Raw genomic sequence first — 24,078 nt, 5'->3', positions numbered from 1 at the left:
TGCTGATGCTCATTTATTCCCGGGGTTAACCTTTTTGGGCTTTTTGATTAATATTACCAACGGCCAGATCGGTTAATTTAAGATCGGTTTCTTTCTCTTCTTCCAGTGTTTCGGCGAGAAGTTTAACGGCTTTTTTATAGCCAAGCTGTTCTGCTAATGTCGCCAGGGTACCGTAGCTCGCTATTTCATAATGCTCGACTTTTTGCGCAGCAGCGATTAATGCCGCATCGCGCACTTCATTTTTCTCTGTGCTCTCAATGACTTCGTTTGCTTCTTCAATCAGGCCTTCCATTGCCACGCATTTCATGCGCTTTAATTTAATGCCGGATTCCTGCTCAATAATTTGGTCTATACGCTCAATTTGTCCCTGCGTCTCTTCAAGGTGTGCCGTAAATGCGGCGCTGAGCTGTTCGCTTGATGCTGCGCGGGAAAGTTTGCTTAGCGCACGAGTCAGCTGCTTCTCAGCGCTGTAGGTATCCGACAGGAGGTGAATAAAGACGTCTTCGATACTTTTCATGTTCATATTTATGTTCCCGTTAAATAAGTAAAGGGTACTGCGAGCCACCAGACCCGCAGCATGCTCTCGGTTATTTATAAGAGACTTAAATAAGATCAGGAATTATCAGATTTACGGCCTCCGCCGTGACTGTTCTGTCCCCCTTTCTTACCTGCTTCAGACGCGCGTTGCGGATCGTTTTTGAAATTACCACCGCTGTGCTGGCCGCCTTTACGTCCAGCTTCTGATGCTTTATCACGGTCTTCAGCGAAATTACCGGAACCACCACGATGTTCTGCCATATATCAACCCTCTTGTTGCGTTTATGTCAGGAGATACGATTTTTAATTCGTATCATTTGTCGTTCAGCAATTAACATTAGTCGTTATGCTGGAAGAGTCAAATTACAGTTTTGCTTTATTTGGGGACGAGGTGGTTGCCGCTGAGAAATATACCGCTTCGTTATTTTACAGGTCTGTGCCTATAAATGGTTACGATATCTGTTGCTTACAGGTTCGATTCTTCGGTGCCTGCCGCAAGGTGCAGGTTTTTTTACCGTAAATCCGCCGCGGAAATGAATTACATGAGTTTACAAATTGCGTGAAAGAGAATGAAACGGCAACGTGCGCAATGAGAATAGTCTCAAGGTGATAAATATATGGAGGTAATAATTTGGGGGTAGGTGCGTGCGTTATTTATAAATAAAATTGGTCATTGATGAAAGAACCAGTGAAATAAAATTTAACCCTTATTCTTGCAAGCCCATTGCTGGCTTTTTGATATCGATAGACAGAAAACTTCGTAGTGCACTATGTGGCGAAATGGCAAGGTGAGCGCATTGTCATAAGCTGGAAAAAAACGATGAGCACAGCGCATAAACTCTCCTTACCTGTTATTGAACTCTCCCGGTTGCAGGGCGATCCTCAACAGCGTAAAGCCTTTCTTGAAGACCTGGGGAAAGCAGCCCGCGAGGTGGGTTTTTTTTATCTTACCGGGCACGGTATTTCTCAGGCGTTGTTGGACGACGTACAGCGCGTCTCGCGTGAATTTTTTGCCCTCCCGGAGCAGGAGAAGCTGAAGGTCAGGATGGCCAATTCACCGCATTTTCGCGGCTATAACCGCGCGGGATCGGAAATTACCCGCAGCCAGCCGGACTACCGCGAGCAATTTGATATTGGCGCTGAACGCTCTGCCATCGAAAGCAGCACTGGCCCGGTATGGCAACGCATGCAGGGACCCAATCAGTGGCCCGAAGCGCTGCCGGAAATGCGTGATGTGATCACCCTCTGGCAGCAGAAAATGACCGACGTGGCGCTTGAACTTCTGCGGGCTTTTGCCGAAGCGCTGTCCCTGCCGAGAAACGCCTTCGATGACCTTTACGGCGACTATCCCAACGAGCACATCAAGCTGATCCGCTATCCGGGGCGCAGTGAAAATGAATCCCGCCAGGGCGTTGGCGCGCATAAAGATTCGGGTTTCCTGACGTTGTTATTGCAGGACGAGCAGGGCGGTTTGCAGGTTGAGGTCTCGCCGAATGAATGGGTGGACGCGGTGCCGCTGCCTGGCGCATTCGTGGTTAATATCGGCGAACTGCTCGAACTGGCAACCAATGGCTATCTGCGCGCTACCGTACACCGCGTCGTCTCCCCGCAGGCTGGCCGGGAGCGCCTGTCATACGCTTTCTTCCTCGGCGCACAGCTGAATGCGGTCGTGCCGGTCTTTCAACTGCCCGACTCCCTCGCGCGGTTGGCACACGGACCCACCAGCGATCCGCTTAACCCCCTGTTACGCGAAGTGGGCTGGAATTATTTGAAAGGCCGACTGCGTTCACATCCTGATGTGGCAAACCGTTTTTACGCGGATCACCTCAACAGCGAACCACAGTTTTAATAAACAATAAGAGATAAGACGATGATGAAATCTGCATTCTTTACGCTGGCTGGGCTCGCTTTACTGGTTTCACAAACGCTGCACGCCGCACCGTTACGTATCGCCGCCGATCCTATTCCCCATGCGGAAATCCTGGAGTATGTGAAAAAAATCGATCCTAAACTCGATCTGAAAATTATCGAGATGAGCAGCGGCGGGATAAACCCAAATGAGTTACTGGCTTCCGGAGAGGTGGATGCCAACTATTTCCAGCATCTGCCGTACCTGAAAGATCAGGAGAAGGCGCTGGGAAAAACCTTCAGCGTGGCTGCTGAAGTTCATATTGAACCCCTGGGTATCTATTCCCGTAAGGTGAAATCACTGGATGAATTACCGGAAGGGGCAAGCATTGCCGTGCCGAATAACGCCACTAACCTCAGCCGTTCATTGTGGCTGTTGCAGAGCAAAGGCGTGCTGAAACTGAAGGCCAGCGGCGACGCGGCCTCTACGCTGGTGACGCCTGCTGACATCAGCGACAACCCGAAGAAAATCAAGATAGTGGAGATTGAATCGCCGCAAATCCCGCGTGCGTTAGACGATGTGGACGCTGCGGTGATCAACGGCAACTATGCCCTTGAGGCGGGGCTGGTTCCGGCGAAAGACGCTTTAGGGCTGGAATCCGCCAGCAACAATCCTTATGCCAACCTGCTGGTCACCACGCCTGAATTGCTGAAGGACCCGCGTATTGCCGAACTCGCGAAAGACTTAACCTCCCCGAAGGTGGCAGCCTTTATCCGCGAGAAATACAACGGCTCGGTGATCCCCATTACGGCGCCACAGCATGATTAAACTCGAGCACATCAGTAAACAGTATCCCGGCGCAACCGCGCCGGCCTTGACGGACATTTCGCTGTCGATAGAAGAAGGAACGATCTTTGGCATTCTCGGGCGCAGCGGGGCGGGAAAAAGCACCCTGCTGCGCTGTCTGAATCGCCTTGAACAGCCGACGTCGGGTCGCGTACTCATCGATGGCCAGGATATCGCCACGCTGGGCGTGGCGCAGCTTCGCCAGCAGCGTCAGCAGATGGGCATGATCTTCCAGCACTTCAATCTGCTGCACTCGCGTACCGTCAACGACAATATCGATCTGCCGCTGGAGATTGCCGGTGTCCCGCGCCCGTTGCGTCAGCAGCGGGTTGCCGCCCTGCTCGAACTGGTGGGGCTGGGAAATTTTGGTCACGCGTGGCCCTCGCAGCTCTCAGGTGGTCAGAAGCAGCGGGTGGGCATTGCCCGTGCGCTGGCGGTACAGCCTCGCTACCTGCTGTGCGATGAAGCGACCAGCGCGCTCGACCCGGAAACGACTCGCGCTATTCTCGATCTGCTGGCTGATATTCAACAGCAGCTCAATATCACCATTGTGCTAATCACCCACGAAATGACGGTCGTGAAGCAGATCTGCCATGCAGCGGCCCTGCTGGAGCAGGGGGCGCTCATTGAGAGCGGGTCGCTTTCGCAAATTATGTCGCGTCGGGAAGGGCGGCTGCGTCAAATGCTGCTGCAGGATGGCGAAACCGATCGTGCTTTCCTGGCAAAATATGCGTCAGAGACGGGGGCGAGATGCGTAGCGTGAACTGGGATCGCTTTCAGGACTTAATGATTAACGCCACCCTGGAAACCCTCTACATGGTGGCGCTGGCGACGCTCTTTACGGTAGCCATTGGATTACCCGTTGGCGTGCTGCTGTTTATCACGCGTAAAGACGGTGTGTTACCCAACCGGGCGGTGGCTGTCGTGCTCAATAGCCTCGTGAATATTGGTCGAGCCTTGCCCTTTGTTATTTTGCTCATTGCCCTTATTCCGGTCACCCGGTGGATTGTCGGCACCACGCTTGGCAGCACCGCCGCCGTGGTACCCATTACGCTTGGTGCCTTTCCCTTTTTCGCACGCATTGTTGAAAGCGCGCTGGATGAGGTGGATAGGGGGCGCATTGAGGCGGTGGAGTCGATGGGGGGCAGCCACTGGCATATTGTTAGCCGGGTGCTCTTGCCCGAAGCGCTGCCCGCGCTGGTGGCGGGAATTACGCTGACCATTGTGATGTTGATCGGCTTTTCCGCCATGGCGGGCGTCGTCGGCGGCGGCGGGTTGGGAGACCTGGCCATTCGCTATGGCTATCAACGCTTCGATAACACCCTGATTGCCGGCACGGTCATCGTATTACTGCTGCTGGTGCAGACTATCCAGAAACTCGGCGACAGACTGGTACGATCGCTCGCTTACCGACGCTAACCGCCTCCCGCTTTCCTGTGCTATAACCCATTCACCAACATAATAACAACAGAGGCTATGTCGTGGATAAAGAGCTACTGGAAGCGGGATACCGGGCCTACACCGGTGAGAAGATCGACGTCTACTTCAATACCGGGATCTGCAAACATTCAGGAAACTGCGTACGCGGCAGCGCGAAGCTGTTCAACCTGAAACGTAAACCGTGGATCGTACCGGATGAAGTCGATGTTGAGACCGTCATACGCGTGATTGATACCTGCCCGAGCGGCGCGCTGAAGTATCGCCAAAAATAAGCGAGGAACCATGGATATTCTGGAAGGCCATAACAAATTTTATGTGAATGATGCAGACGGGAACCAGGTGGCGGAGATTGTCTTTGTTCCGACCGGTGAACACCTCAGCATTATTGAACATACCGACGTGGACGAGAGCCTGAAAGGGCAGGGCGTGGGTAAGCAGCTGGTGGCGAAAGTGGTGGAGAAGATGCGCGGTGAAAACCGTAAAATTATCCCGCTGTGCCCGTTTGCCAAACATGAATTTGATAATACGCGGGAATATGACGATATTCGGGCGTGAGAGAGGTGCCCGGCATTGCGCCGGGCACCGCGGGCTTATCCTACAAACATCACCGACACGCACAGCACGCCGACGATTAGCGTCAGCAGGTTGCCGATGGAACGATACTGCTTCAACGACGGGATCAGGTACGTCGACAGCGTCGGCATAATAAACAGGATCATCGCGATAAGCGGGCCGCTAATGGCATAAATCATCGAAATGGCGTTCGGATTGATGCAGCAGACCGCGAAGGTGATCAATGACACGCCAAGAATTGAAATCGCGCGGTTAAAGGCGCGGCTCTTTTTAACCCCCACCTGATTCAGCGACGATTTGACAATCTCCGTCGCCCCTTCAATCACCCCGAAATAGGTGCCGAGGAACGATTTCGACATCGCGATAATGGCCACAATAATCCCGGAAATGCCCAACCATGCAGGTGAAGAGGGCATCATCGACAGTGCTGACAGGATCGTGACTCCTTGCTCTTTCGCCGACACAATGTACGACGGCGGGATAGAGAGCAGGCAGCTAAACACGAAGAACAGCACGCTCAGGCAGATAATCAGATACGCTACCTTCATGATTTTCTTGCATTTACCCATGGCCTCATCACCGAACTTCTCACGACGATCAACCGCGAACGTCGAGATAATCGGGGTATGGCTAAAGGCGAAAACCATCACCGGGATCGAGATCCACACCTGATGCAACGTATGCCGATCGAACGCCATCTGGCTGGTGAGCAGCGAGGGCTGCCAGCTTCCCGTCAGGTACAGCGAGACAAACAGAAAATAGGCAATCAGCGGGAACACAAGGAATCCCATCACTTTGATGGTGATGTGCCGTCCCATCAGGAAGATCAGATTCAGTACCAGCACCACGCCAAAACTGACCAGCACGCGAACGGCGGTATCCACGGTCATCTGTTTTGCCAGCTGCTCGGTTAACGAGTTGGTGATAGCCACGGCATAAATCTGCACCACCACAAAAAAGGCGATGAAATAGAGCGTGGTGATCAGATTCCCAATCTTTCTGCCGTAGTAGTGGGAAACGGCACCGGTGATCCCCTCATTACCTTTTGTCTTCGATGACAGAATAAACTGCGCCAGCGCTCTGTGCGGCCAGTAGGTTAATGGGTAGGCCACGAGGGCGGTAATAAACAGGACAATGGCGCCTGCGGAGCCCAGCTGAATGGGCAAGAACAGCGTTCCTGCGCCCACGGCCGTGCCATAGAGAGCGAAACTCCAGAGAGTCTCATCTTTTGACCAAATTTTCGACATTAGAGCAACGTTTCAACTATCAAACCATCAGAATGGCGTGCAATTTACCATAATTATGCGTGGAGGGCGCAGTTGCTTCGAAGGAGTTTGGCCGGAACGGGCGTCCGGCCAGAGGGCGTTTAACCAGCCAGGGCGCGTCGTTGCTGGCGACGCTTAAGGAATTTTTCGCGCAGGGTATCGTACGCCCAGTTATAGAACATGGTGTACGGCAGGAAGAACAGGAAGAAACCTATTTCCAGCGTGAATGCCTGAAGCAACGTCACGCCGAGAACGGCGGCGACAATCGACACGCCAATCACAATAAACCCGCATTCGAAGCCCAGGGCGTGCAGGGCGCGCACTTTTGCCGTGCGTTTGACCCGCTGAACGGGCCAGAAACGGTCAAAGCCAAAGTTATAGATAATGTTCCACAGCATCGCCGTGGTCGCCAGGATAATGGTTAACCCCCCCATTTCCACCACGGAGCGCTGCATAAGCCAGGCTGCAGTTGGGGCGAGGATCGCCGTGGCAATCCCTTCAAAGCAGACGGCATGGAAGATCCGCTCCGGCAGTTTACGGTGGAGTGCATCTTGATGTTGCATAGTGACCTCATTCATTCGCCAGGATGGGCGTCGATGTGGCCTATTTTTATCGCTAAAGCTGATATATTAAAGATAGTATCCATCGATAAAGTAGATAGTTCATGCGCTATTCCCCTGAAGCCCTCACCGCGTTTGTCGAGACCGTTGCCGCAGGTTCCTTTTCCGCCGCCGCCCGCCGCCTGCGTAAAAGCCAGTCCACGATCAGCACGTCCATTGCCAACCTGGAAGCCGATCTCGGGTTTGATCTGTTTGACCGCTCGGCGCGTCAGCCGGTGTTAACCGTCCAGGGCGAGCAGGTGCTGGGCTATGTGCAGTCGATCCTGGCCGCCAGCGCGCGGCTGGACGAACTGGCGGTGTCGTTAACCGCGCAGACCGAGGCGCGGCTGACGTTTGTGCTCTCCGATACGCTCAACCCGGACGTGCTTGAAAACCTGATGAAACAGTTCGACCAGCGTTTTCCACATACGGAATTCGAATGTCTGATTGGCGAAGAAGAGGATGTCATCGATCTGCTGCAGAAGGAGAGGGCGCAAATTGGCCTGACGGAAGCGCGCGGCAGTTATCCTACCGATATCGGCGTGACCCGGCTTCCCCTGCAGACCCGGATGGCGATTTACGTCAGCGCGGAACACCCGCTTGCCGGGCAACACGAAACCAGGGCTGATGAGCTACAGGGTTGGCGCGAGCTGCGCCTGAGCACCTATCTCGAACGCGAAGCCACCCTTGCCCGGGGACCGGTCTGGTCAGCACCGAATTACCTGTTACTCTTGAGTATGGCGGTTCAGGGATTTGGCTGGTGTGTACTGCCCTGTGCGCTGGTCGATGAATTTGCGGCGGCGAAATCGCTGGTGCAACTCAATGTCCCCGGCTGGCCACGCGCGATTGGTGTCGATCTGCTCTGGAACAAACGATCTCCCCCTGGCGTCGCCGGAAGCTGGCTGCGACAGTATTTGCAGGACGCGCGCTGATCCTTGTGATTTAACTCACTAATTTTAAACAATCGCGATAATTGTTGATAACAATACTCTACTATCGTCAGGTCATTTAACACTGAGGTCGTGATGAAAGATGTCGTTATAGTGGGTGCGTTGCGTACAGCTATCGGCTGTTTTCAGGGGGCATTAGCGCGCCACTCGGCTGTCGATCTGGGTAGCGTGGTGGTGAAAGCGCTGGTGGAACGCAGCGGGATTGCCGCCCATGAAGTCGATGAGGTGATCCTCGGCCAGGTGCTGACCGCCGGAGCCGGGCAAAACCCTGCCCGACAGGCGGCGCTGAAAGGCGGGCTGCCAAACACGGTTTCCGCCATTACCATCAACGACGTCTGTGGTTCCGGTTTAAAAGCGCTGCATCTCGCCACCCAGGCTATTCAGTGCGGTGAGGCGGATGTGGTGATTGCCGGTGGGCAGGAGAACATGAGTCGCGCGCCACACGTTCTGACCGACAGCCGTACCGGCGCGCAGCTTGGAAACAGCCAGTTGCTCGACAGCCTGGTGCATGACGGCCTGTGGGATGCGTTCAACGATTATCATATGGGCGTCACGGCGGAAAACCTGGCGCGTGAATATGGCATCAGCCGCGAGCTTCAGGACGCCTACGCGCTGAGCTCGCAGCAAAAAGCCCGCGCCGCAATTGATTCCGGACGGTTTCGCGATGAGATCGTCCCGGTCAGCACCCAGCGTCAGAACGGTGAAGCCGTGATGGTGGATACCGACGAGCAGCCGCGCACCGATGCCAGCGCAGAAGGGCTGGCGAAGCTTAACCCGGCCTTTGAAACGCTGGGGTCGGTGACCGCAGGGAATGCCTCTTCCATTAACGATGGCGCTGCGGCCGTGATGATGATGAGCGAAAGCAAAGCGCAGGAGCTGGATCTTCCCGTGCTCGCACGTATTAAAGCCTTTGCCAGCGTGGGGGTGGATCCGGCGTTGATGGGGATCGCCCCCGTCTATGCGACACGCCGCTGTCTGGAGCGCGCAGGCTGGCAGCTTAGCGACGTGGATCTGATTGAAGTCAACGAAGCCTTTGCCGCGCAGGCGATCTCGGTGGGCAAAATGCTGGAGTGGGATCCGCTGCGGGTCAACGTCAACGGTGGCGCTATCGCGCTGGGCCACCCTATCGGCGCGTCCGGCTGCCGTATACTGGTCTCCTTAGTGCATGAAATGAAAAAGCGTAACGCCCGTAAAGGCATTGCCACGCTCTGTATTGGCGGTGGGCAAGGGGTGGCGCTGGCGATTGAGCGGTGATCCTTTCCTTTCAAAAAGCAAACCTCCCCTTGGGAGGTTTTTTTTACACATAGCGTGACGTTTTTACGATTATCAGTTCAATCTCAATGCAGAGTGGAATAATTACGCGCTGTATTATTCTCCCCGCTAAGGTCTTACTGTGATCTCTCCCCTGAAATTTAAGGTTAATAATCCCCTTTTGTTGACTGACATCACGTCCATCTTTGCCAAAAAAAATGAAACAAATAATTACGATCCCGATCACTAAAATAACGTTTATTAAAAAATAAACTGCAGTTCCATAAAAACGAAACGCTATTTTATTTGAGGGTTTTTTCATGTTTAATAAATCTCTGGTCCTTGCCTCTCTTATTGGTGCGTCTTTTGCGGCTCAGGCGGTTACCGTCGATCTGCGCCATGAATATATTGATAACGGCGCGAACGCAGACCGGGTTGCGGTCTCGCATCGCTTTGCTAACGGCTTCGGCTTCTCTGTTGAAGCGAAATGGAAATCCGGTGGCGACAAGGCCGACCAGCCGTTTGCCGATGTTGTGGGTAACGGTCATGAAGACCAAATTAGCTGGCGCTGGAAAGCAACCGACAATATTGCGCTGACGCCTGCATTCACCATTGAGAGTAATGACAGCCGTACCATTTATAAACCGAACCTGCACCTGCAATACAGCTTCGATAATGGTTTTTACGTGGCGGCACGTTACCGCTACGAATATACCCGTTATCCATCCAGCTCAAATAAAGACGATGATAAAGTTAACCGTGGCGATGCCTGGGTGGGTTGGGTCATGGGAGACTGGCGTACCGAGCTGAATTACGTTTATGCGAAAAGCACCGAGGGTATGATTCGTAATAATAATAAAGATTATTCTAACGAATATAACGCCAAGCTGGCCTATAAATGGGATCAAAACTGGGCACCGTATGTTGAGGTGGGCAACGTGGGCGTAAAAGACACCGACGAGCGCCAGACCCGCTTCCGTTTAGGCGTGGCGTACTCCTTCTGATAATCCTGCTCCTTTTCTAAAAACCGCCGGGTGGCGCTGCGCTGACCCGGCCTACTTTGATCCCTCCCATTTCACTCTGTAGGCCCGGTAAGCGTTAGCGCCACCGGGCAAAACGCGCGCACCAGGCCCAAAAAAAAGCCCTCCTTAGGGGAGGGCAAGGCCAGTTACAGAAACACTAACTCAAATCATGCATGCAACATTTCAGGTTGCTCGGGGAGTTTCGCGATATAGAGCGCCGGTTTGCCGTCTTTATCGGAACTGTACAGCACCGCTTTATCATCCGGGGTAAAGGATGGATGCGGGTGGGTGACCTGGCGGCTGTTTGCCACCGTCGCCCAGGAGGTGTCGTGACGCGCGACGCGGAAATACGCTTTTTTCGCGACGTCGAAGGCATACAGGTACGGGTCGTTATCGATGGTGTAACCCCCCGTGTCCTTCACGTCGACCGGCGTGCCGGAACCGTCGCCTACCAGCAGCGTGCCGTCAAAATTACTCATCAGATGCGAGCAGGCGGGCATCTGCATCACTGCCTCGTTAACGCCGGTTTCCGGGTTAAAACGGGAGATGGTGCGACCCTGCTGACCCTTCAGATACGAGACGTACACCAGCGCAGATCCGTTCGGCACCCAGAATTCGTGCGTGCAGCTTTCGCCTTCTGCATGCGTTTTCACCTTACGCACGTTGCTGCCGTCTTCGTTAACCAGCCACATACGCGCGTCGACCAGGTCGTGCGGGCCTTCGTGGCAGAAGGCCACCGTGTTGTCGTCGAACGGACGGTAAATAGGATGGCCCAGCCAGTTCTTCTCTTCAAGGATAGTGGCGCTTGCGCCCGTTTTCAGATCCACGCGCAGCAGGCGGCAGTGCGGCCCCTTGTGGAAGAAATCGTGGAAAATCTTCCAGTCGTTCAGCGGCGTCCAGTCGCTTTTGGCGATCTCAATACCCACCAGTTTGGTGCAGTCGCTGTTGGCAACCCAGGTGCCGTAACCGACCCAGTCGTCAGAGACGCGATACACTTCGCGTTCTTCCAGCGTCTGCAAATCCACTTCCAGCAGGGTGCGATCGTTCTTCACATAGTAGAAAGCGCTGTCATCCGGCGAAAGGAAACCACCAAAGGTGTTATCCCCCGCGCCTTCCGTCAGCTGCACCGCTTCAGCCTTTTTCAGATCCAGCAGGTAGTAGTTCCAGTGACCGTCGAACGCCCCTGCAAACAGCAGATGGCTGCCGTCGTTAAAGAAGCACTTCTGGTAAAAGTAGTTGCGATGACAGGTGACTTCCGGGGGGGTCAGGCGGGTGACTTCCACGCCTGTATCCGGATCGCGGCTGACCTCGTAGTTCAGCTTGACCCGCATACCTTTAGCCATAATGCACTCCTTTGAATGAGGTTGAGTTAAAAACTGGGTGTTAAATTATCAAAACGTTGTTTCATTATGTGTGACTGGTGGCGCAATTCGTAAGAATCATCGGGATAGATAAGGATGTTCTGACATTATCGTGATCGAAACATCATTTTCGGTATTAAGATGCAGAAAAAGTGAAACGTTGTTTTAAATGCAATTGAAAAGCCAAATCTCAGCGGATACTATGTGCTCATCAAGAAAACGGAACGTCGTTTCGTTAATCATCTTTGCCCTTGGGCACGATCATTTCTGGAGGTCAACGTGGACATCAGACAAAGCATCCACAGTGCGCATGCTAAGGCGCTGGATACGCAGGGATTGCGTAATGAATTTTTGGTGGAACAGGTTTTTGAAGCCGACAAGTACACCATGGTCTACAGCCACATCGACCGCATCATTGTGGGTGGGATTATGCCCGTGGCGAAAACCGTCTCCGTGGGTGGAGAAGTGGGTAAACAGCTGGGCGTGAGCTATTTCCTTGAGCGTCGTGAGCTGGGCGTGATCAACATCGGCGGGCCGGGCACCGTTACCGTCGACGGCCAGTGCTATGAGATTGGCCACCGCGACGCGCTGTACGTCGGAAAAGGGGCGAAAGAGGTGGTCTTTGCCAGCATTGACGGCGGTAAGCCAGCGAAGTTCTACTACAACTGCGCCCCGGCGCATACCTCCTACCCAACCAAAAAAGTGACGCCAGCGGACGTCGCGCCGGTCACGCTGGGCGATAACCTCACCAGCAACCGCCGCACCATCAACAAATACTTCGTTCCGGACGTGCTGGAAACCTGCCAGCTCAGCATGGGGCTGACCGAGCTCGCGCCGGGCAACCTGTGGAACACCATGCCGTGCCATACCCACGAGCGCCGCATGGAAGTCTATTTCTACTTCAACATGGATGAAGACGCCTGCGTATTCCACATGATGGGACAGCCTCAGGAAACCCGCCATATCGTGATGCACAACGAGCAGGCGGTGATTTCGCCAAGCTGGTCCATTCACTCAGGCGTGGGGACGAAAGCCTATACCTTCATCTGGGGAATGGTCGGTGAAAACCAGGTCTTTGATGACATGGACCATGTCGCTGTTAAGGATCTGCGCTAGTCGCAGGCAGTGAAGCATAAACCTGCCTGTTGGTGACAGGCGCTGAACGATTAAGGAACAAACATGATTCTGGATGCATTTTCTCTGCAGGGTAAAGTGGCTGTGGTTTCCGGGTGTGACACCGGGCTGGGTCAGGGTATGGCTCTGGGTCTGGCGGAAGCGGGCTGCGACATTGTCGGTATCAACATTGTTGAGCCTACCGAAACCATCGAGCGCGTCACCGCGCTGGGCCGCCGATTCCTGAGCCTGACCGCCGACCTGCGTAAAATCGACGCGATCCCTGAACTGCTGGATCGCGCGGTGGCGGAATTCGGTCATATCGATATCCTGGTGAACAACGCGGGTCTGATCCGTCGTGAAGACGCGATCAACTTCAGCGAGCGCGACTGGGACGACGTAATGAACCTGAACATTAAGAGCGTGTTCTTTATGTCTCAGGCAGCGGCGAAGCACTTTATCGCCCAGGGCAAAGGCGGCAAGATCATCAACATCGCCTCCATGCTCTCCTTCCAGGGCGGTATCCGCGTGCCGTCTTATACCGCGTCGAAAAGTGCGGTGATGGGCGTTACCCGTCTGCTGGCCAACGAGTGGGCGCAGCATAACATCAACGTTAACGCGATTGCGCCAGGCTACATGGCTACCAATAACACCCAGCAGCTGCGTGCGGATGAAGAGCGCAGCGCGGCAATCCTGGAGCGTATCCCTGCGGGACGTTGGGGTCTGCCGAGCGATCTGATGGGGCCGATTGTGTTCCTGGCATCCCCGGCTTCTGACTATATCAACGGCTACACCGTGGCCGTTGACGGCGGCTGGCTGGCGCGTTAATTCCGCCTGCATGACGAACCTCTGCCCCCGGGTGGAGGTTTTTTTTGGCTAAAAATTGCCATTATCCATATGGCATAAGATGAAAAATCCATACTGAAAATTCATAAATGATGCGCATCACAGTTTTATTGCTTAAATATTAGGTGATTAATAAAAAACGGTGCTATTTCAGCATTAGTTGAAATTGTAATGTCCATCACAGAACGCTATGCCATAGCGAAATAATCCATATCTTCACGAATTCCCGCCTGACACTTTTCTTCACTATCTCGTAATTTCACTTAACGAATTTTGCTGTTGAGGCAGGAAAAATATGACATCTATAAATGACTCTACCCTGATGCCCGCCGCGTTGCGCGATACCCGACGCATGAATCAGTTCGTCTCTATTGCGGCAGCGGTGGCCGGTTTGCTGTTTGGTCTGGATATCGGCGTCATTGCCGGGGCGCTGCCGTTTATTACCGATCACTTTACGCTGAGTAACCGCCTGCAGGAGTGGGTGGTGAGCAGCATGATGCTCGGCGCGGCTATCGGGGCGCTGTTTAACGGCTGGCTCTCGTTCCGCCTCGGGCGCAAATACAGCCTGATGGTCGGGGCGATCCTGTTCGTCGCGGGGTCGATTGGCTCGGCGTTTGCCACGAACGTGGAGGTGCTGCTGCTCTCCCGCGTGCTGCTGGGCGTGGCGGTGGGGATTGCGTCTTATACCGCGCCGCTGTACCTCTCCGAAATGGCGAGCGAGAACGTGCGCGGGAAGATGATCAGCATGTACCAGCTGATGGTGACGCTCGGCATCGTGCTGGCGTTCCTGTCCGATACGTACTTCAGCTACAGCGGAAACTGGCGCGCGATGCTGGGCGTACTGGCAATGCCTGCGCTGCTGCTGATCGTGCTGGTGATTTTCCTGCCGAACAGCCCGCGCTGGCTGGCGCAAAAAGGGCGTCACGTGGAGGCGGAAGAGGTGCTGCGTATGCTGCGCGACACCTCGGAAAAAGCGCGTGAAGAGCTGAATGAAATCCGCGAAAGCCTGAAGCTGAAGCAGGGCGGCTGGGCGCTGTTTAAGGTTAACCGCAACGTGCGCCGCGCGGTGTTTCTCGGCATGCTGCTCCAGGCGATGCAGCAGTTCACCGGGATGAACATCATCATGTATTACGCGCCGCGCATTTTCAAAATGGCCGGGTTCACGACCACTGAACAGCAGATGATTGCCACGCTGGTGGTGGGGCTGACCTTTATGTTCGCGACTTTTATTGCGGTATTCACCGTGGATAAAGCCGGACGTAAACCGGCGCTGAAGATTGGCTTTAGCGTGATGGCCCTCGGTACGCTGATCCTCGGCTACTGCCTGATGCAGTTTGATAACGGCACGGCCTCAAGCGGGTTGTCCTGGCTCTCCGTCGGCATGACCATGATGTGCATCGCCGGTTATGCGATGAGCGCCGCACCGGTGGTGTGGATCCTGTGCTCTGAAATTCAGCCGCTGAAGTGCCGTGACTTTGGTATCACCTGTTCCACCACCACCAACTGGGTGTCAAACATGATCATCGGCGCGACCTTCCTGACACTGCTGGATGCGATTGGCGCAGCGGGAACCTTCTGGCTCTATACGGTGCTGAACGTGGCGTTTATCGGTGTCACCTTCTGGCTGATCCCTGAAACCAAAGGCGTGACGCTGGAGCATATTGAACGCAAGCTGATGGCGGGGGAGAAATTGCGGAACATCGGCATCTAATTATAGCGACTCTCGGGGGAGCCACGGGCTGGCGACCCGAACCGTCTCACGATGGCTGTCACCGTTGATAATATGCAGGGCGCTCAGGCGCCCGATTTCATAATGAGGTAACTGCACCGTTGAGAGGGGCGGTAAGAACAAATCGCCGATCCCCACCATGTTATCGTACCCCACCACGGCCACATCCTGCGGAATGCGCAACCCATGTCCCAGCAGCGTTTGATAAACCATAAACGCAATGCGGTCGTTGCCGCAAATCACGGAGTCGAACAGCGGCGTTTGCTGCTGAATATGCGCCAGAACGCGTGCCGGAATATCGCGATAGTGCTCATCGCCATATTCCATATAGCAGTGAACCAGGGTATTTGGGTCGATTCCCGCTTCCCGACAGGCGCGCTCCAGCCCCTGGCGACGGCGAAGGGTAGCCAGATGGTTAGCTGGCAGATGCAGGCAAAGGGGGCGGCGGTAGCCCGCAGCCAGCAGAGCCTGAACCGCAGAGAACTGGCCCTGCTCGTCATCGGGTATGTAGCTGGCCACCGGATCGTGCAAACTTTCGCAGTTTGCCAGCACGCAGGGAAGGGTGAGCAGCTTGGACGGGAGCGGCACCTTGCGCAGCCCCATGGTCGTGTAGATGATCCCGTCCGGGCGATGAGAGAGCAGAAGGTCTACCATGGTCTCAGGGCTATCGTCGGTAAACATGTTAACCACAAAGCTGTTCCAGCCGTGCGCCCGCGCGGTTTCTTCAATCGACAGCGTGATGTCTACCGAAAAGGGCGTGGTCACCGTATCCAGCGCCAGCACCCCGATGGTGTTCGGCATGGCGTGAGCCCCGCGAATTTTTTTCGCTGACAGGTCGGGCACGTAATGGGTCTGTTCAATAGCGGCCTGAACCCGGGCCAGCGTCTCCGGTTTTAGCCTTTCCGGGCTGTTTAGCGCGCGGGATACCGTCATCAGTGACACATTGGCCAGCTTTGCCACATCCTTAAGCGATGCCATGTTGATTACTCCGCCCTTGCTAAGCTGCTGATGTAAAAGATCGTTCGATATTCTATCTTACGCGTGACGCGCGCGCAGGTAAGAAATAGTTGATCGCGATCGCACTCCATTAATGTTAACGTTAACTTTTGTGATTAACATCATGAATCTCAGCAAAATGACATGAGTTACCCCATTTGTTAACGTTACCATTTTCGACATTCCTCCACGATGAGAATGTCATGATGAAGAAACATCACTCTCACAGCTACCCGTTACTCAGTGCGTTACTGTTTTTCTTTTTTGTCTGCTGGTCCTCTTCCGGATCGCTGCTTTCTATCTGGCTGCACCAGGAGGTAGGGCTCAAGCCGGGGGATACCGGCATTATCTACGCGGTGCTCTCCGTCTCCGCGCTGTTTGCACAGGTCTGCTACGGTTTTATTCAGGACAAGCTCGGCCTGCGTAAAAATCTACTCTGGTACATCACCGTACTGCTGATCCTCTCTGGCCCGGCCTTTTTACTGTTTGGCTATCTGCTGAAGATTAACGTATTGCTTGGCAGCATTTTCGGTGGGATTTACATCGGCTTGACCTTTAACGGCGGTATCGGTGTTTTAGAGTCCTATACCGAGCGTGTGGCACGACAGAGCCAGTTTGAATTTGGCAAGGCGCGGATGTGGGGCTCGCTGGGCTGGGCAGTCGCGACGTTCTTTGCCGGTTTACTCTTCAACATCAACCCAAAACTCAACTTTGCGGTGGCCAGTTGCTCAGGGCTGGTATTTTTCATTTTGCTGGCGCGGCTGCGGGTTTTCTCCGCCTCGCAGGCGATGGAAGAAGCGGTGGCGGGCGGTAAGGTGACGCTGGAAGATGCGCTGCGCCTGCTCACCCTACCGCGCTTTTGGGCGCTCGTGTTCTTCGTGATCGGCACTTGCATTTACGGCGTTTACGACCAGCAGTTTCCGGTTTACTTCTCTTCTCAGTTCCCGACCCTCCAGGAAGGGAACGCCATGTATGGCTATCTGAACTCATTCCAGGTTTTCCTTGAGGCGGCTGGCATGTTTTGCGCGCCATGGCTGGTTAACCGCATCGGCGCGAAAAACGGCCTCATCTTCGCCGGAATGGTAATGGCGAGCCGCATGGTCGCCTCCGGGCTGGTGGAAGGCCCGCTGCTTATCTCTATCACCAAGCTGCTGCACGCGCTAGAGTTGCCGGTTCTGCTGGTGGCCATCTTCAAATACAACAGCCTTAACTTCGATAAACGACTTTCATCCACGCTGTATCTGGTGGGCTTTGCGTGCACCAGTTCGGTCATCGCCACGGTACTTTCGCCGCTGGCAGGCTATAGCTACGAGAAGTACGGCTTCGCCCAGTCCTATCTGATTATGGGGCTGCTGGTGTTTAGTACCACCTTTATCTCCATTTTCTTGCTGCGCTCCTCGCGGTCGTCCTCAGACCCGCTGGTCTCGCAACCCTCCGCTATCTGAATCAAAAAGAGTGAAGACTATGATGTACACCATTTCTAACGCAGAACAGGAACTCCAGGCTAAACGCGAGGCGCTGAACCTGCGCTGGTATCCGCGCTACCACCTGGCCGCCCGTGCGGGCTGGATGAATGACCCGAATGGGCTGGTTTGGTTCGATGGCTGGTACCACGCGTTTTACCAGCATCACCCGTATTCAACCGAATGGGGACCAATGCATTGGGGGCATGCGCGCAGTAAAGATCTGGTGCACTGGGAACATTTGCCGGTGGCGCTGGCCCCGGAAGGCCCGGAGGACAAAGACGGTTGCTTCTCCGGTTCGGCGGTGGTCGATGGCGATACGCTGGCGCTGATTTACACCGGGCATAAATTTCATGGCGATCCCAGTGATGAGTCTAACCTCTATCAGGTCCAGTGTCTGGCGACCAGCCGCGACGGTATTCACTTTGAACGTCAGGGTATTGTGGTGGACACCCCGGCAGGGATACATCATTTCCGCGATCCGAAAGTGTGGCGTGAAGGGGATGACTGGTACATGATCGTTGGCGCTCGCGACGGTGATACCGGGCAGGTGCGGCTATATCGATCGGCCGATCTCCGCCAGTGGCAGGACGCGGGTGTGCTTGATGAAGCGGAAAAAGAGATGGGTTATATGTGGGAGTGCCCGGATTTTTTCACCCTCAACGGCAAGCGCGTTCTGATGTTCTCTCCCCAGGGACTGGAGGCAAACGGCTACCAGAACCGCAATCTTTTTCAGAGCGGGTATCTGCTCGGCGAATGGCAGCCAGGGCAGGCGTTTGCCCGCGAGGACGACTTTGTTGAAATGGATCACGGTCACGACTTTTATGCGCCGCAAAGTTTCCTGACGCCAGATGGCCGACGCATTGTCATTGGCTGGCTGGACATGTGGGAATCGCCATTGCCGGAGCAACGGGACGGGTGGTCGGGCATGCTTTCACTGCCGCGCGAGCTGAGTCTGAGTGCGGACAATCGCCTGCAAATGCGTCCAGCCAAAGAGGTTGAGGGAATGCGCGGGGCCTGGTTCCCATGGCCGATCACCACCGTTAAAAACCAGCAAAGCGTTATGATGGAAAACGGCGAGGCGCTGGAGGTTATCCTTCACTGGGACTGCGCAAACAGCAGTGCAGAACAGTATGGACTCCGTTTCGGTAATGGCCTGCGCGTGTATATTGATGCGCAGATGCAGCGGCTGGTGCTGGAGCGTCATTATCCGCAGTATGGACTGTGCGGCGTGCGCAGCGTGCCATTAACCGCCGGGAAGGCGCTGAGGCTACGGCTGTTCTTCGATAGTTCGTCAGTGGAAGTTTTTGTTAACGACGGTGAGGCTTGCCTGAGCAGCCGTATTTATCCGGATGCCGACCATAGGGATTTAGCGTTATTCGCCTGGAGTGGTTTGGCCGTTTTAACCGAGGCTGGTGCCTGGCAACTTGAGTAATCTCTACTACCGCTGTGCCTTTCCGGATCGCGGAAAGGCACAGTTTGCCGCCCTGCTAAGCGCAGGACGGGCAGGGAGGAGACTATTACCGCATCGCGCGTTTCAAAATACGCTCTGCCTGACGCTGGAAGTCAGCCGCCGTCTCTTCCACGGTTTTCTGACCGTAATCGATATACTGCAGCGAGGTCCCGAACTGGGCCACAATCTGCGGGTCATCAAAGTAAGGCGACACGGTAAGCTTCGCTGGCAGCGACTGCGCCAGGCGCAGGCCCGCAACGGACGGGTCGTTCTCCTTGATGGTGCCGTCTTCGGTCAGGAACTGCACCGCCGCTTTGCTCAGCGGCACGCCGCGCTCCAGACCCAGCGTATCCACTCCCTCTTTGCTGTTCAGCAGGAAGTTAATCAGCTTCGCCGCCGCTTCCGGGTTTTTGGTGGATTTACCAATCGACAGCATCTGCGCCGGTTTGAAGAACAGTCCCGCATCGGTGGCGCCCGGCAGCATAGGGTAGCTGCCCAGTTCCAGCTTCGCCGGTGGCTTCAGGTTGTCGGAATACTTGTTGATGGTCGAGTTCCACATGTAAGTGCCGCCCCATTCGCCCTGGATCCACGGCTTCATCTCATACATGTTGCTCTTACCAAACGACGCGTAGTATTTGGTATCCGGCATCACGTGGCTATCCACCAGCTTTTTGTAGGTCTGGAAGAACTCCACCCACTGCTCTTTGGAGTAGCTGAATTTTTTGGTTTTCTCGTCCACCGCAGGGATGTTGTATTTCTGGATCATGTACGAGTTCAGCAGCGCCAGCGTGTCCTGATGCTCCAGCACGACCGGGTAATACTGCTTGCCGAGCTTGCTCTCGAATGTCTTGCCCGCCGCCATCAGCTCGTCCCAGGTTTTCGGGTATTCAACGCCTGCTTTTTTCCAGGTCTCGTCGTTGAAGTAGAACACGCGCGCGGTTACGGAAATCGGAATGCCGTTCAGCTTGCCGTTAACGGTGGTGGACTGCAGCTCTTTCGGATCGAACTGCGTTAAGTCGATGACGTCCTTCATCTTATTCAGATCGTAAAAGCCGTCGCCGGTTTTGGAGAAGATCGGCAGCCAGTTCCAGTTGGTCTGCATCACGTCCGGCTCGGTACCGCCCGCAATCTGGGTGGTCAGGCGGGAGAGATGACCGTCCCAGCCGGTGTACTCCGCCTTCACGTTGATGTCCGGGTTCTGCTTGTGGAACGCCTCCAGGGCTTTCAGGGTGACCTGGTGACGACCGTTGCCGCCCCACCAGGACATACGTAAATCAACATCTTGCGCCATCGATGGCAAAGCGGTAAGGCCCAGAGTCGCGGAGATTGCTGCGCTTAAAAGCACTTTTTTCATTTTTATCACTCCATCAGAGAGAGAGGTTCTGTTCAGTTTTTGCGTCAAAAATATGACACTTGTTCATATCAAACGTGAAATACACCTTACGGTGAAGGCCTTTATCAATCATAGGTTTAGCTTCATCGGAAGGAATTCGGGCGGTCAGTTCGTAGTCCGCGACTTTCAGATATACAAAGAATTCGTGGCCCATGTTCTCGACGCGCACCATCTCGCCGCTGCAGCCGCCGGGCTCGTCAGAGAGGGACACGAACTCCGGGCGCACGCCGTAGAAGACCTCCTGACCGGCGTAAGCGGAAACCTTCTCCTGCTTTTCCGCGTTCAGCGGCATGGTTTCATTGCCGATGGCGATGTGTAGCTTCCCTGCTTTTTCTACCAGCAGGCTTTTACGAATGTTCATTTCAGGCGCGCCGATAAAGCCCGCCACGAACATGTTCTTCGGCTTGTGGTAGAGGTTATCCGGCGTATCCACCTGCATGATGTGGCCGAGCTTCATCACGCAGATGCGGTCGCCCATGGTCATGGCTTCGGTCTGGTCGTGGGTGACGTAGACGGTGGTGGCCGGTTTGCCGGAGGCTTTCAGCTGCTTGTGCAGGTCAGAAATACGGATGCGCATTGAGGCGCGAAGCTTGGCGTCGAGGTTGGATAACGGCTCGTCGAACAGGAACACGTCCGGCTTTTTCACAATCGCGCGGCCTACCGCCACGCGCTGCGCCTGGCCGCCGGAAAGCTGGCGCGGCAGGCGGTCGAGCAGCTCTTCCAGCTCCAGGATTTTCGCCGCTTCGTTCACCTGAGACTCAATCTGATCTTTCGGCAGCTTGCTCAGCTTCAGGCCGAAGGCCAGGTTCTCGCGCACCGTCATGTGCGGATAGAGCGCGTAGTTCTGGAACACCATCGCAATCCCGCGCTCCTTTGGCGCGAGGTTGTTCACAATCTTATTGCCAATACGCACTTCGCCGCCGCTGATGGTTTCCAGTCCGGCCAGCATGCGCAGGGTAGTGGATTTGGCGCAGCCGGACGGCCCGACAATCACCATAAACTCCCCTTCGGAGATGGAAAGGTCGATAGCATGTACCGCTTTGAAGCCGTTGGAGTAGACCTTTTCCAGTTTGTTGAAGATTACTTCAGCCATGATATTTCCCTCTTAACCTTTAATTCCGCTGCTGGTGACGCCCTGTACGAAGTAGCGCTGTGCCAGGAAGAAGACAATGATGGATGGCAGAATGGAGATGCTCGCCATTGCCAGAATTTCGTTCCACGGCGCACCTTCGGTGACGTCGATGGACATTTTCAGCGCCAGTGCAATCGGGTATTTATCCACGCTGTAGACGTAAATCAGCGGCCCAATAAAGTCGTTCATCGACCACATGAACTGGAACAGGGCGACGGAGATAATGGCCGGTTTCAGGATCGGCACCACCACGTACCACAGCACCTGGAAGGAGTTACAGCCGTCAATTTGCGCCGCTTCCTCCATGTCACGCGGCACGCCGCGCAGGAACTGGATCAGCATAAAGACGAAGAACCCCTGCGTGGCGAAGGCCAGCGGCAAGTACAGCGGCATATAGCTGTTAAGCATGCCCATTTCACGGAACATCAGGTACTGCGGGATCAGCAGCACGGTGCTGGGCAGCAGCATGGTGGTGATGAGCGTGGCGAACCAGAATTTCTTCCACGGGATCTCGAAGCGGGCAAAACCGTACGCCACGATGGTAGACGAGATAATGGTCAGGATCACTTTCGGGATCACATACTTAAAGGTGTTGAGCATGTAATGGCCGAAGTTGTATTCGGTCCCGGTTTTCCAGCCGTTCACAAAGCCGTCCCAGGTGGCATGGGCAGGCCACAGGCTCAGGGTGGTGAAGATCTCGTGGTTCGGTTTGAACGAGGCCGAGAACATCCACACCAGCGGGTAGAGCATCAGCAGGCCGACAATCAGCAGGATCGCGTAGCGAATGCTGGCGTTGATTTTCTCTCTGCGCAGCGTACGGGCGACTTCGCGCTCTGCAACGCTTCTTGCCGTGGAGAGTTCCTGAATATCAGCCATTTTTGCCTCCTTTATCGGCGGAGTAGAACACCCAGTATTTCGACGACTTAAAGGCGATACTGGCAAAGACGGCCACCACCAGGAACAGGATCCACGCCAGCGCCGCGCCATAGCCCATATCGAAGTATTTGAACGCGGTGTCGTAGATGTAGAGCGAGAACAGATAGGTCGAGTAGGTTGGCCCGCCGCCGGTGATCACGTACGGTCCGGTAAATTCCTGGAACGCCTGGGTGGTCTGCATGATGAAGTTGAAGAAGATCACCGGCGTAATCAGCGGCACCGTCACTTTTGTGAACATTTGCCATTTGGATGCACCGTCGATCATCGCCGCTTCATACTGCGACTGCGGAACGTTTTGCAGCGCGGCCAGGAAGATGACCATCGCAGAGCCGAACTGCCAGACGCGCAGCAGGGTAACGGACATCAGCGCCAGCGACGGCTCGCCGAGCCAGTTCACCGGGTCGAAACCAAACACGCCGATAAAGCTGTTCAGCAGGCCATCAATGGCAAACAGCGCGCGCCACAGAACGGCAATAGCCACGGAGCTGCCGAGGATGGACGGAATATAGTAGGCCGTACGGAAGAAGCCGATGCCGCGTAATTTAAAGTTCAGAACAAACGCAATCCCTAATGCGAACGCGAGCTTTAACGGGATGGTCAAAAATACGTAAGCAAAGGTCACGCCCATGGATGTCCAGAAGAGCGTGTCTTCGGTAAACATGTAGCGATAGTTCTCAATGCCGTTAAACACCGGCGGACTCATTAAATCGTAATCCGTAAAACTGAGGAAAAACGATGAAACAAAGGGGAAGGCGGTAAAGAGTATCAACCCGATGATGTAGGGAGATATCCACGCTAACCCCAGCAGCTTGTTTTCATTCATACATACCTACCTGGCGATCAATGGTTAAAACGGAATCTGGTTTGTTACAACTTTCTCGCGCTTGCCCTGCTCAGCATGAGAGGAAATATGTCAGGTGATGTGTTGGTCTTTTCTTTTTACATTATGTTTTTTAAGCCTTTTATGGGCATTGCCTTAATGCGTCACGGTCAGGTTTCAAAACTTACGAACCGGTGTTCTTGAATACTAAAACAACGTTTTATTTTATATTATTGCTATTTATTTCTGCGTCATTCGCTTAATGATGGAAATGTGATCGGCGTCGAAACGCTGTTTCAATAAGGTGATGAGAGTGGCATTTTTGCGCTATTTCACACAATCGCACCCGACAGTAAGGAAAGGAGGGGGAAGAAACCGAATGATTAATAAGAACAATACCGCTTAGAAACTTCCTACTAAATCTGATAGTCGGTCTACAGATAGATCAATCTGGCGTTCAGATTATTCTTACTTTCTTGTATCATCCGACCACTGCAACCAATC

Annotated in this window: 24 protein-coding genes; 14 read left to right on the top strand and 10 right to left on the bottom strand. The window is 54.4% G+C overall.

All coding sequences use genetic code 11. The features are described 5' to 3' along the window. Window positions 1-25 precede the first annotated feature (25 nt). Complete coding sequence (locus AC2T6E_RS16090; protein ID WP_108416327.1) at window positions 26-523, bottom strand: YciE/YciF ferroxidase family protein; 498 nt, start codon at window positions 521-523, stop codon at window positions 26-28. A gap of 89 nt (window positions 524-612) precedes the next feature. Beyond that, window positions 613-798 carry a con-10 family general stress protein gene (locus AC2T6E_RS16085; RefSeq protein WP_004136767.1) on the bottom strand — a complete coding sequence of 62 codons (186 nt, stop codon included), beginning with the start codon at window positions 796-798 and terminating at the stop codon, window positions 613-615. Between the two features lie 559 nt (window positions 799-1,357). Between AC2T6E_RS16085 and AC2T6E_RS16080 the strand changes: the two genes are divergently transcribed. The 6 genes from AC2T6E_RS16080 to AC2T6E_RS16055 all read left to right on the top strand — a co-directional run bounded on the left by AC2T6E_RS16080 (window position 1,358) and on the right by AC2T6E_RS16055 (window position 5,227). Further along, complete coding sequence (locus AC2T6E_RS16080; RefSeq protein WP_486692470.1) at window positions 1,358-2,386, top strand: isopenicillin N synthase family dioxygenase; 1,029 nt, start codon at window positions 1,358-1,360, stop codon at window positions 2,384-2,386. Between the two features lie 24 nt (window positions 2,387-2,410). Continuing rightward, entirely contained in the window at window positions 2,411-3,214 is an 804-nt protein-coding gene (locus tag AC2T6E_RS16075; RefSeq protein WP_407718927.1) for a MetQ/NlpA family ABC transporter substrate-binding protein, read from the top strand. Beyond that, window positions 3,207-3,995 carry a methionine ABC transporter ATP-binding protein gene (locus tag AC2T6E_RS16070; protein ID WP_120158710.1) on the top strand — a complete coding sequence of 263 codons (789 nt, stop codon included), beginning with the start codon at window positions 3,207-3,209 and terminating at the stop codon, window positions 3,993-3,995. Before AC2T6E_RS16075 ends, AC2T6E_RS16070 begins: the two co-directional genes overlap by 8 nt. Beyond that, on the top strand, window positions 3,983-4,651 hold the full coding sequence (locus AC2T6E_RS16065) for a methionine ABC transporter permease (RefSeq protein WP_089600363.1): 669 nt from the start codon (window positions 3,983-3,985) through the stop codon (window positions 4,649-4,651). Before AC2T6E_RS16070 ends, AC2T6E_RS16065 begins: the two co-directional genes overlap by 13 nt. 62 nt (window positions 4,652-4,713) lie before the next feature. After that, window positions 4,714-4,944 carry a 4Fe-4S mono-cluster protein YjdI gene (yjdI, locus tag AC2T6E_RS16060; protein ID WP_010435213.1) on the top strand — a complete coding sequence of 77 codons (231 nt, stop codon included), beginning with the start codon at window positions 4,714-4,716 and terminating at the stop codon, window positions 4,942-4,944. A 10-nt stretch (window positions 4,945-4,954) separates the two neighbouring features. Beyond that, window positions 4,955-5,227, top strand: coding sequence for a GNAT family N-acetyltransferase (locus tag AC2T6E_RS16055; protein ID WP_010435212.1), 273 nt, complete (start codon window positions 4,955-4,957; stop codon window positions 5,225-5,227). Window positions 5,228-5,262: 35 nt separating this feature from the next. Here AC2T6E_RS16055 and AC2T6E_RS16050 read toward each other — a convergent pair whose 3' ends face one another. Continuing rightward, the gene (locus tag AC2T6E_RS16050; RefSeq protein WP_010435209.1) at window positions 5,263-6,492 is read right to left on the bottom strand and encodes an amino acid permease; all 1,230 of its coding nucleotides are present in this window, start codon (window positions 6,490-6,492) and stop codon (window positions 5,263-5,265) included. A gap of 119 nt (window positions 6,493-6,611) precedes the next feature. Continuing rightward, window positions 6,612-7,073, bottom strand: coding sequence for a multidrug/biocide efflux PACE transporter (locus AC2T6E_RS16045; protein ID WP_042718447.1), 462 nt, complete (start codon window positions 7,071-7,073; stop codon window positions 6,612-6,614). A gap of 101 nt (window positions 7,074-7,174) precedes the next feature. Here AC2T6E_RS16045 and AC2T6E_RS16040 point away from each other — a divergent pair, with 101 nt between their 5' ends. The 3 genes from AC2T6E_RS16040 (at window position 7,175) to AC2T6E_RS16030 (ending at window position 10,314) form a co-directional block, all read left to right on the top strand. Continuing rightward, entirely contained in the window at window positions 7,175-8,041 is an 867-nt protein-coding gene (locus AC2T6E_RS16040) for a LysR family transcriptional regulator (protein WP_042718446.1), read from the top strand. Between the two features lie 93 nt (window positions 8,042-8,134). Beyond that, window positions 8,135-9,313, top strand: a complete 1,179-nt coding sequence (locus AC2T6E_RS16035; protein ID WP_089600353.1) for an acetyl-CoA C-acetyltransferase — start codon at window positions 8,135-8,137, stop codon at window positions 9,311-9,313. A gap of 317 nt (window positions 9,314-9,630) precedes the next feature. Next, window positions 9,631-10,314, top strand: coding sequence for an oligogalacturonate-specific porin KdgM family protein (locus AC2T6E_RS16030; protein WP_010435198.1), 684 nt, complete (start codon window positions 9,631-9,633; stop codon window positions 10,312-10,314). A gap of 185 nt (window positions 10,315-10,499) precedes the next feature. On the opposite strand, the gene AC2T6E_RS16025 is transcribed toward AC2T6E_RS16030, so the two are convergent. Continuing rightward, window positions 10,500-11,675, bottom strand: a complete 1,176-nt coding sequence (locus AC2T6E_RS16025; protein WP_148400627.1) for an oligogalacturonate lyase family protein — start codon at window positions 11,673-11,675, stop codon at window positions 10,500-10,502. 297 nt (window positions 11,676-11,972) lie between these two features. Between AC2T6E_RS16025 and kduI the strand changes: the two genes are divergently transcribed. From kduI to araE, 3 genes are all read left to right on the top strand, one after another. Continuing rightward, on the top strand, window positions 11,973-12,809 hold the full coding sequence (kduI, locus tag AC2T6E_RS16020; protein WP_211446541.1) for a 5-dehydro-4-deoxy-D-glucuronate isomerase: 837 nt from the start codon (window positions 11,973-11,975) through the stop codon (window positions 12,807-12,809). Window positions 12,810-12,872: 63 nt separating this feature from the next. Beyond that, window positions 12,873-13,634: a 2-dehydro-3-deoxy-D-gluconate 5-dehydrogenase KduD gene (gene kduD / locus AC2T6E_RS16015; RefSeq protein WP_042717044.1), complete on the top strand. Its 762-nt coding sequence runs from the start codon at window positions 12,873-12,875 to the stop codon at window positions 13,632-13,634. A 313-nt stretch (window positions 13,635-13,947) separates the two neighbouring features. Continuing rightward, entirely contained in the window at window positions 13,948-15,363 is a 1,416-nt protein-coding gene (araE, locus tag AC2T6E_RS16010; protein ID WP_108416333.1) for an arabinose-proton symporter AraE, read from the top strand. Here araE and AC2T6E_RS16005 read toward each other — a convergent pair whose 3' ends face one another. After that, entirely contained in the window at window positions 15,364-16,359 is a 996-nt protein-coding gene (locus AC2T6E_RS16005; protein WP_010435186.1) for a LacI family DNA-binding transcriptional regulator, read from the bottom strand. A 221-nt stretch (window positions 16,360-16,580) separates the two neighbouring features. Between AC2T6E_RS16005 and AC2T6E_RS16000 the strand changes: the two genes are divergently transcribed. Together AC2T6E_RS16000 and AC2T6E_RS15995 are read left to right on the top strand one after the other, a co-directional pair. Next, complete coding sequence (locus AC2T6E_RS16000) at window positions 16,581-17,822, top strand: MFS transporter (RefSeq protein ID WP_010435183.1); 1,242 nt, start codon at window positions 16,581-16,583, stop codon at window positions 17,820-17,822. 19 nt (window positions 17,823-17,841) lie between these two features. Then, window positions 17,842-19,275, top strand: coding sequence for a glycoside hydrolase family 32 protein (locus tag AC2T6E_RS15995; protein WP_416719608.1), 1,434 nt, complete (start codon window positions 17,842-17,844; stop codon window positions 19,273-19,275). 85 nt (window positions 19,276-19,360) lie between these two features. Here AC2T6E_RS15995 and AC2T6E_RS15990 read toward each other — a convergent pair whose 3' ends face one another. Genes AC2T6E_RS15990 through AC2T6E_RS15975 form a run of 4 tightly spaced genes read right to left on the bottom strand, consistent with a single transcriptional unit; the run spans window position 19,361 to window position 23,577 of the window. After that, a complete protein-coding gene (locus AC2T6E_RS15990; protein WP_010435180.1) occupies window positions 19,361-20,647 on the bottom strand; it encodes an ABC transporter substrate-binding protein in 1,287 nt (428 codons plus the stop codon). A 13-nt stretch (window positions 20,648-20,660) separates the two neighbouring features. Beyond that, window positions 20,661-21,779: an ABC transporter ATP-binding protein gene (locus AC2T6E_RS15985; RefSeq protein ID WP_460212700.1), complete on the bottom strand. Its 1,119-nt coding sequence runs from the start codon at window positions 21,777-21,779 to the stop codon at window positions 20,661-20,663. A 12-nt stretch (window positions 21,780-21,791) separates the two neighbouring features. Continuing rightward, a complete protein-coding gene (locus AC2T6E_RS15980; RefSeq protein ID WP_089601124.1) occupies window positions 21,792-22,694 on the bottom strand; it encodes a carbohydrate ABC transporter permease in 903 nt (300 codons plus the stop codon). Then, on the bottom strand, window positions 22,687-23,577 hold the full coding sequence (locus AC2T6E_RS15975; RefSeq protein WP_486692459.1) for a carbohydrate ABC transporter permease: 891 nt from the start codon (window positions 23,575-23,577) through the stop codon (window positions 22,687-22,689). Before AC2T6E_RS15975 ends, AC2T6E_RS15980 begins: the two co-directional genes overlap by 8 nt. Between the last annotated feature and the right edge of the window lie 501 nt (window positions 23,578-24,078).

It is taken from the genome of Enterobacter sp. B79-1 (assembly GCF_057444735.1).
This window is presented reverse-complemented; position numbering and strand designations above follow the sequence as displayed.

What these genes read in the sequence shown, in the direction of transcription:
- AC2T6E_RS16090 (WP_108416327.1), bottom strand. Translation starts at nt 523, where the DNA reads ATGAACATGAAAAGTATCGAAGACGTCTTTATTCACCTCCTGTCGGAT.
- AC2T6E_RS16085 (WP_004136767.1), bottom strand. Translation starts at nt 798, where the DNA reads ATGGCAGAACATCGTGGTGGTTCCGGTAATTTCGCTGAAGACCGTGAT.
- AC2T6E_RS16080 (WP_486692470.1), top strand. Translation starts at nt 1,358, where the DNA reads ATGAGCACAGCGCATAAACTCTCCTTACCTGTTATTGAACTCTCCCGG.
- AC2T6E_RS16075 (WP_407718927.1), top strand. Translation starts at nt 2,411, where the DNA reads ATGAAATCTGCATTCTTTACGCTGGCTGGGCTCGCTTTACTGGTTTCA.
- AC2T6E_RS16070 (WP_120158710.1), top strand. Translation starts at nt 3,207, where the DNA reads ATGATTAAACTCGAGCACATCAGTAAACAGTATCCCGGCGCAACCGCG.
- AC2T6E_RS16065 (WP_089600363.1), top strand. Translation starts at nt 3,983, where the DNA reads ATGCGTAGCGTGAACTGGGATCGCTTTCAGGACTTAATGATTAACGCC.
- AC2T6E_RS16055 (WP_010435212.1), top strand. Translation starts at nt 4,955, where the DNA reads ATGGATATTCTGGAAGGCCATAACAAATTTTATGTGAATGATGCAGAC.
- AC2T6E_RS16050 (WP_010435209.1), bottom strand. Translation starts at nt 6,492, where the DNA reads ATGTCGAAAATTTGGTCAAAAGATGAGACTCTCTGGAGTTTCGCTCTC.
- AC2T6E_RS16045 (WP_042718447.1), bottom strand. Translation starts at nt 7,073, where the DNA reads ATGCAACATCAAGATGCACTCCACCGTAAACTGCCGGAGCGGATCTTC.
- AC2T6E_RS16040 (WP_042718446.1), top strand. Translation starts at nt 7,175, where the DNA reads ATGCGCTATTCCCCTGAAGCCCTCACCGCGTTTGTCGAGACCGTTGCC.
- AC2T6E_RS16035 (WP_089600353.1), top strand. Translation starts at nt 8,135, where the DNA reads ATGAAAGATGTCGTTATAGTGGGTGCGTTGCGTACAGCTATCGGCTGT.
- AC2T6E_RS16030 (WP_010435198.1), top strand. Translation starts at nt 9,631, where the DNA reads ATGTTTAATAAATCTCTGGTCCTTGCCTCTCTTATTGGTGCGTCTTTT.
- AC2T6E_RS16025 (WP_148400627.1), bottom strand. Translation starts at nt 11,675, where the DNA reads ATGGCTAAAGGTATGCGGGTCAAGCTGAACTACGAGGTCAGCCGCGAT.
- kduD (WP_042717044.1), top strand. Translation starts at nt 12,873, where the DNA reads ATGATTCTGGATGCATTTTCTCTGCAGGGTAAAGTGGCTGTGGTTTCC.
- araE (WP_108416333.1), top strand. Translation starts at nt 13,948, where the DNA reads ATGACATCTATAAATGACTCTACCCTGATGCCCGCCGCGTTGCGCGAT.
- AC2T6E_RS16005 (WP_010435186.1), bottom strand. Translation starts at nt 16,359, where the DNA reads ATGGCATCGCTTAAGGATGTGGCAAAGCTGGCCAATGTGTCACTGATG.
- AC2T6E_RS16000 (WP_010435183.1), top strand. Translation starts at nt 16,581, where the DNA reads ATGATGAAGAAACATCACTCTCACAGCTACCCGTTACTCAGTGCGTTA.
- AC2T6E_RS15995 (WP_416719608.1), top strand. Translation starts at nt 17,842, where the DNA reads ATGATGTACACCATTTCTAACGCAGAACAGGAACTCCAGGCTAAACGC.
- AC2T6E_RS15990 (WP_010435180.1), bottom strand. Translation starts at nt 20,647, where the DNA reads ATGAAAAAAGTGCTTTTAAGCGCAGCAATCTCCGCGACTCTGGGCCTT.
- AC2T6E_RS15985 (WP_460212700.1), bottom strand. Translation starts at nt 21,779, where the DNA reads ATGGCTGAAGTAATCTTCAACAAACTGGAAAAGGTCTACTCCAACGGC.
- AC2T6E_RS15980 (WP_089601124.1), bottom strand. Translation starts at nt 22,694, where the DNA reads ATGGCTGATATTCAGGAACTCTCCACGGCAAGAAGCGTTGCAGAGCGC.
- AC2T6E_RS15975 (WP_486692459.1), bottom strand. Translation starts at nt 23,577, where the DNA reads ATGAATGAAAACAAGCTGCTGGGGTTAGCGTGGATATCTCCCTACATC.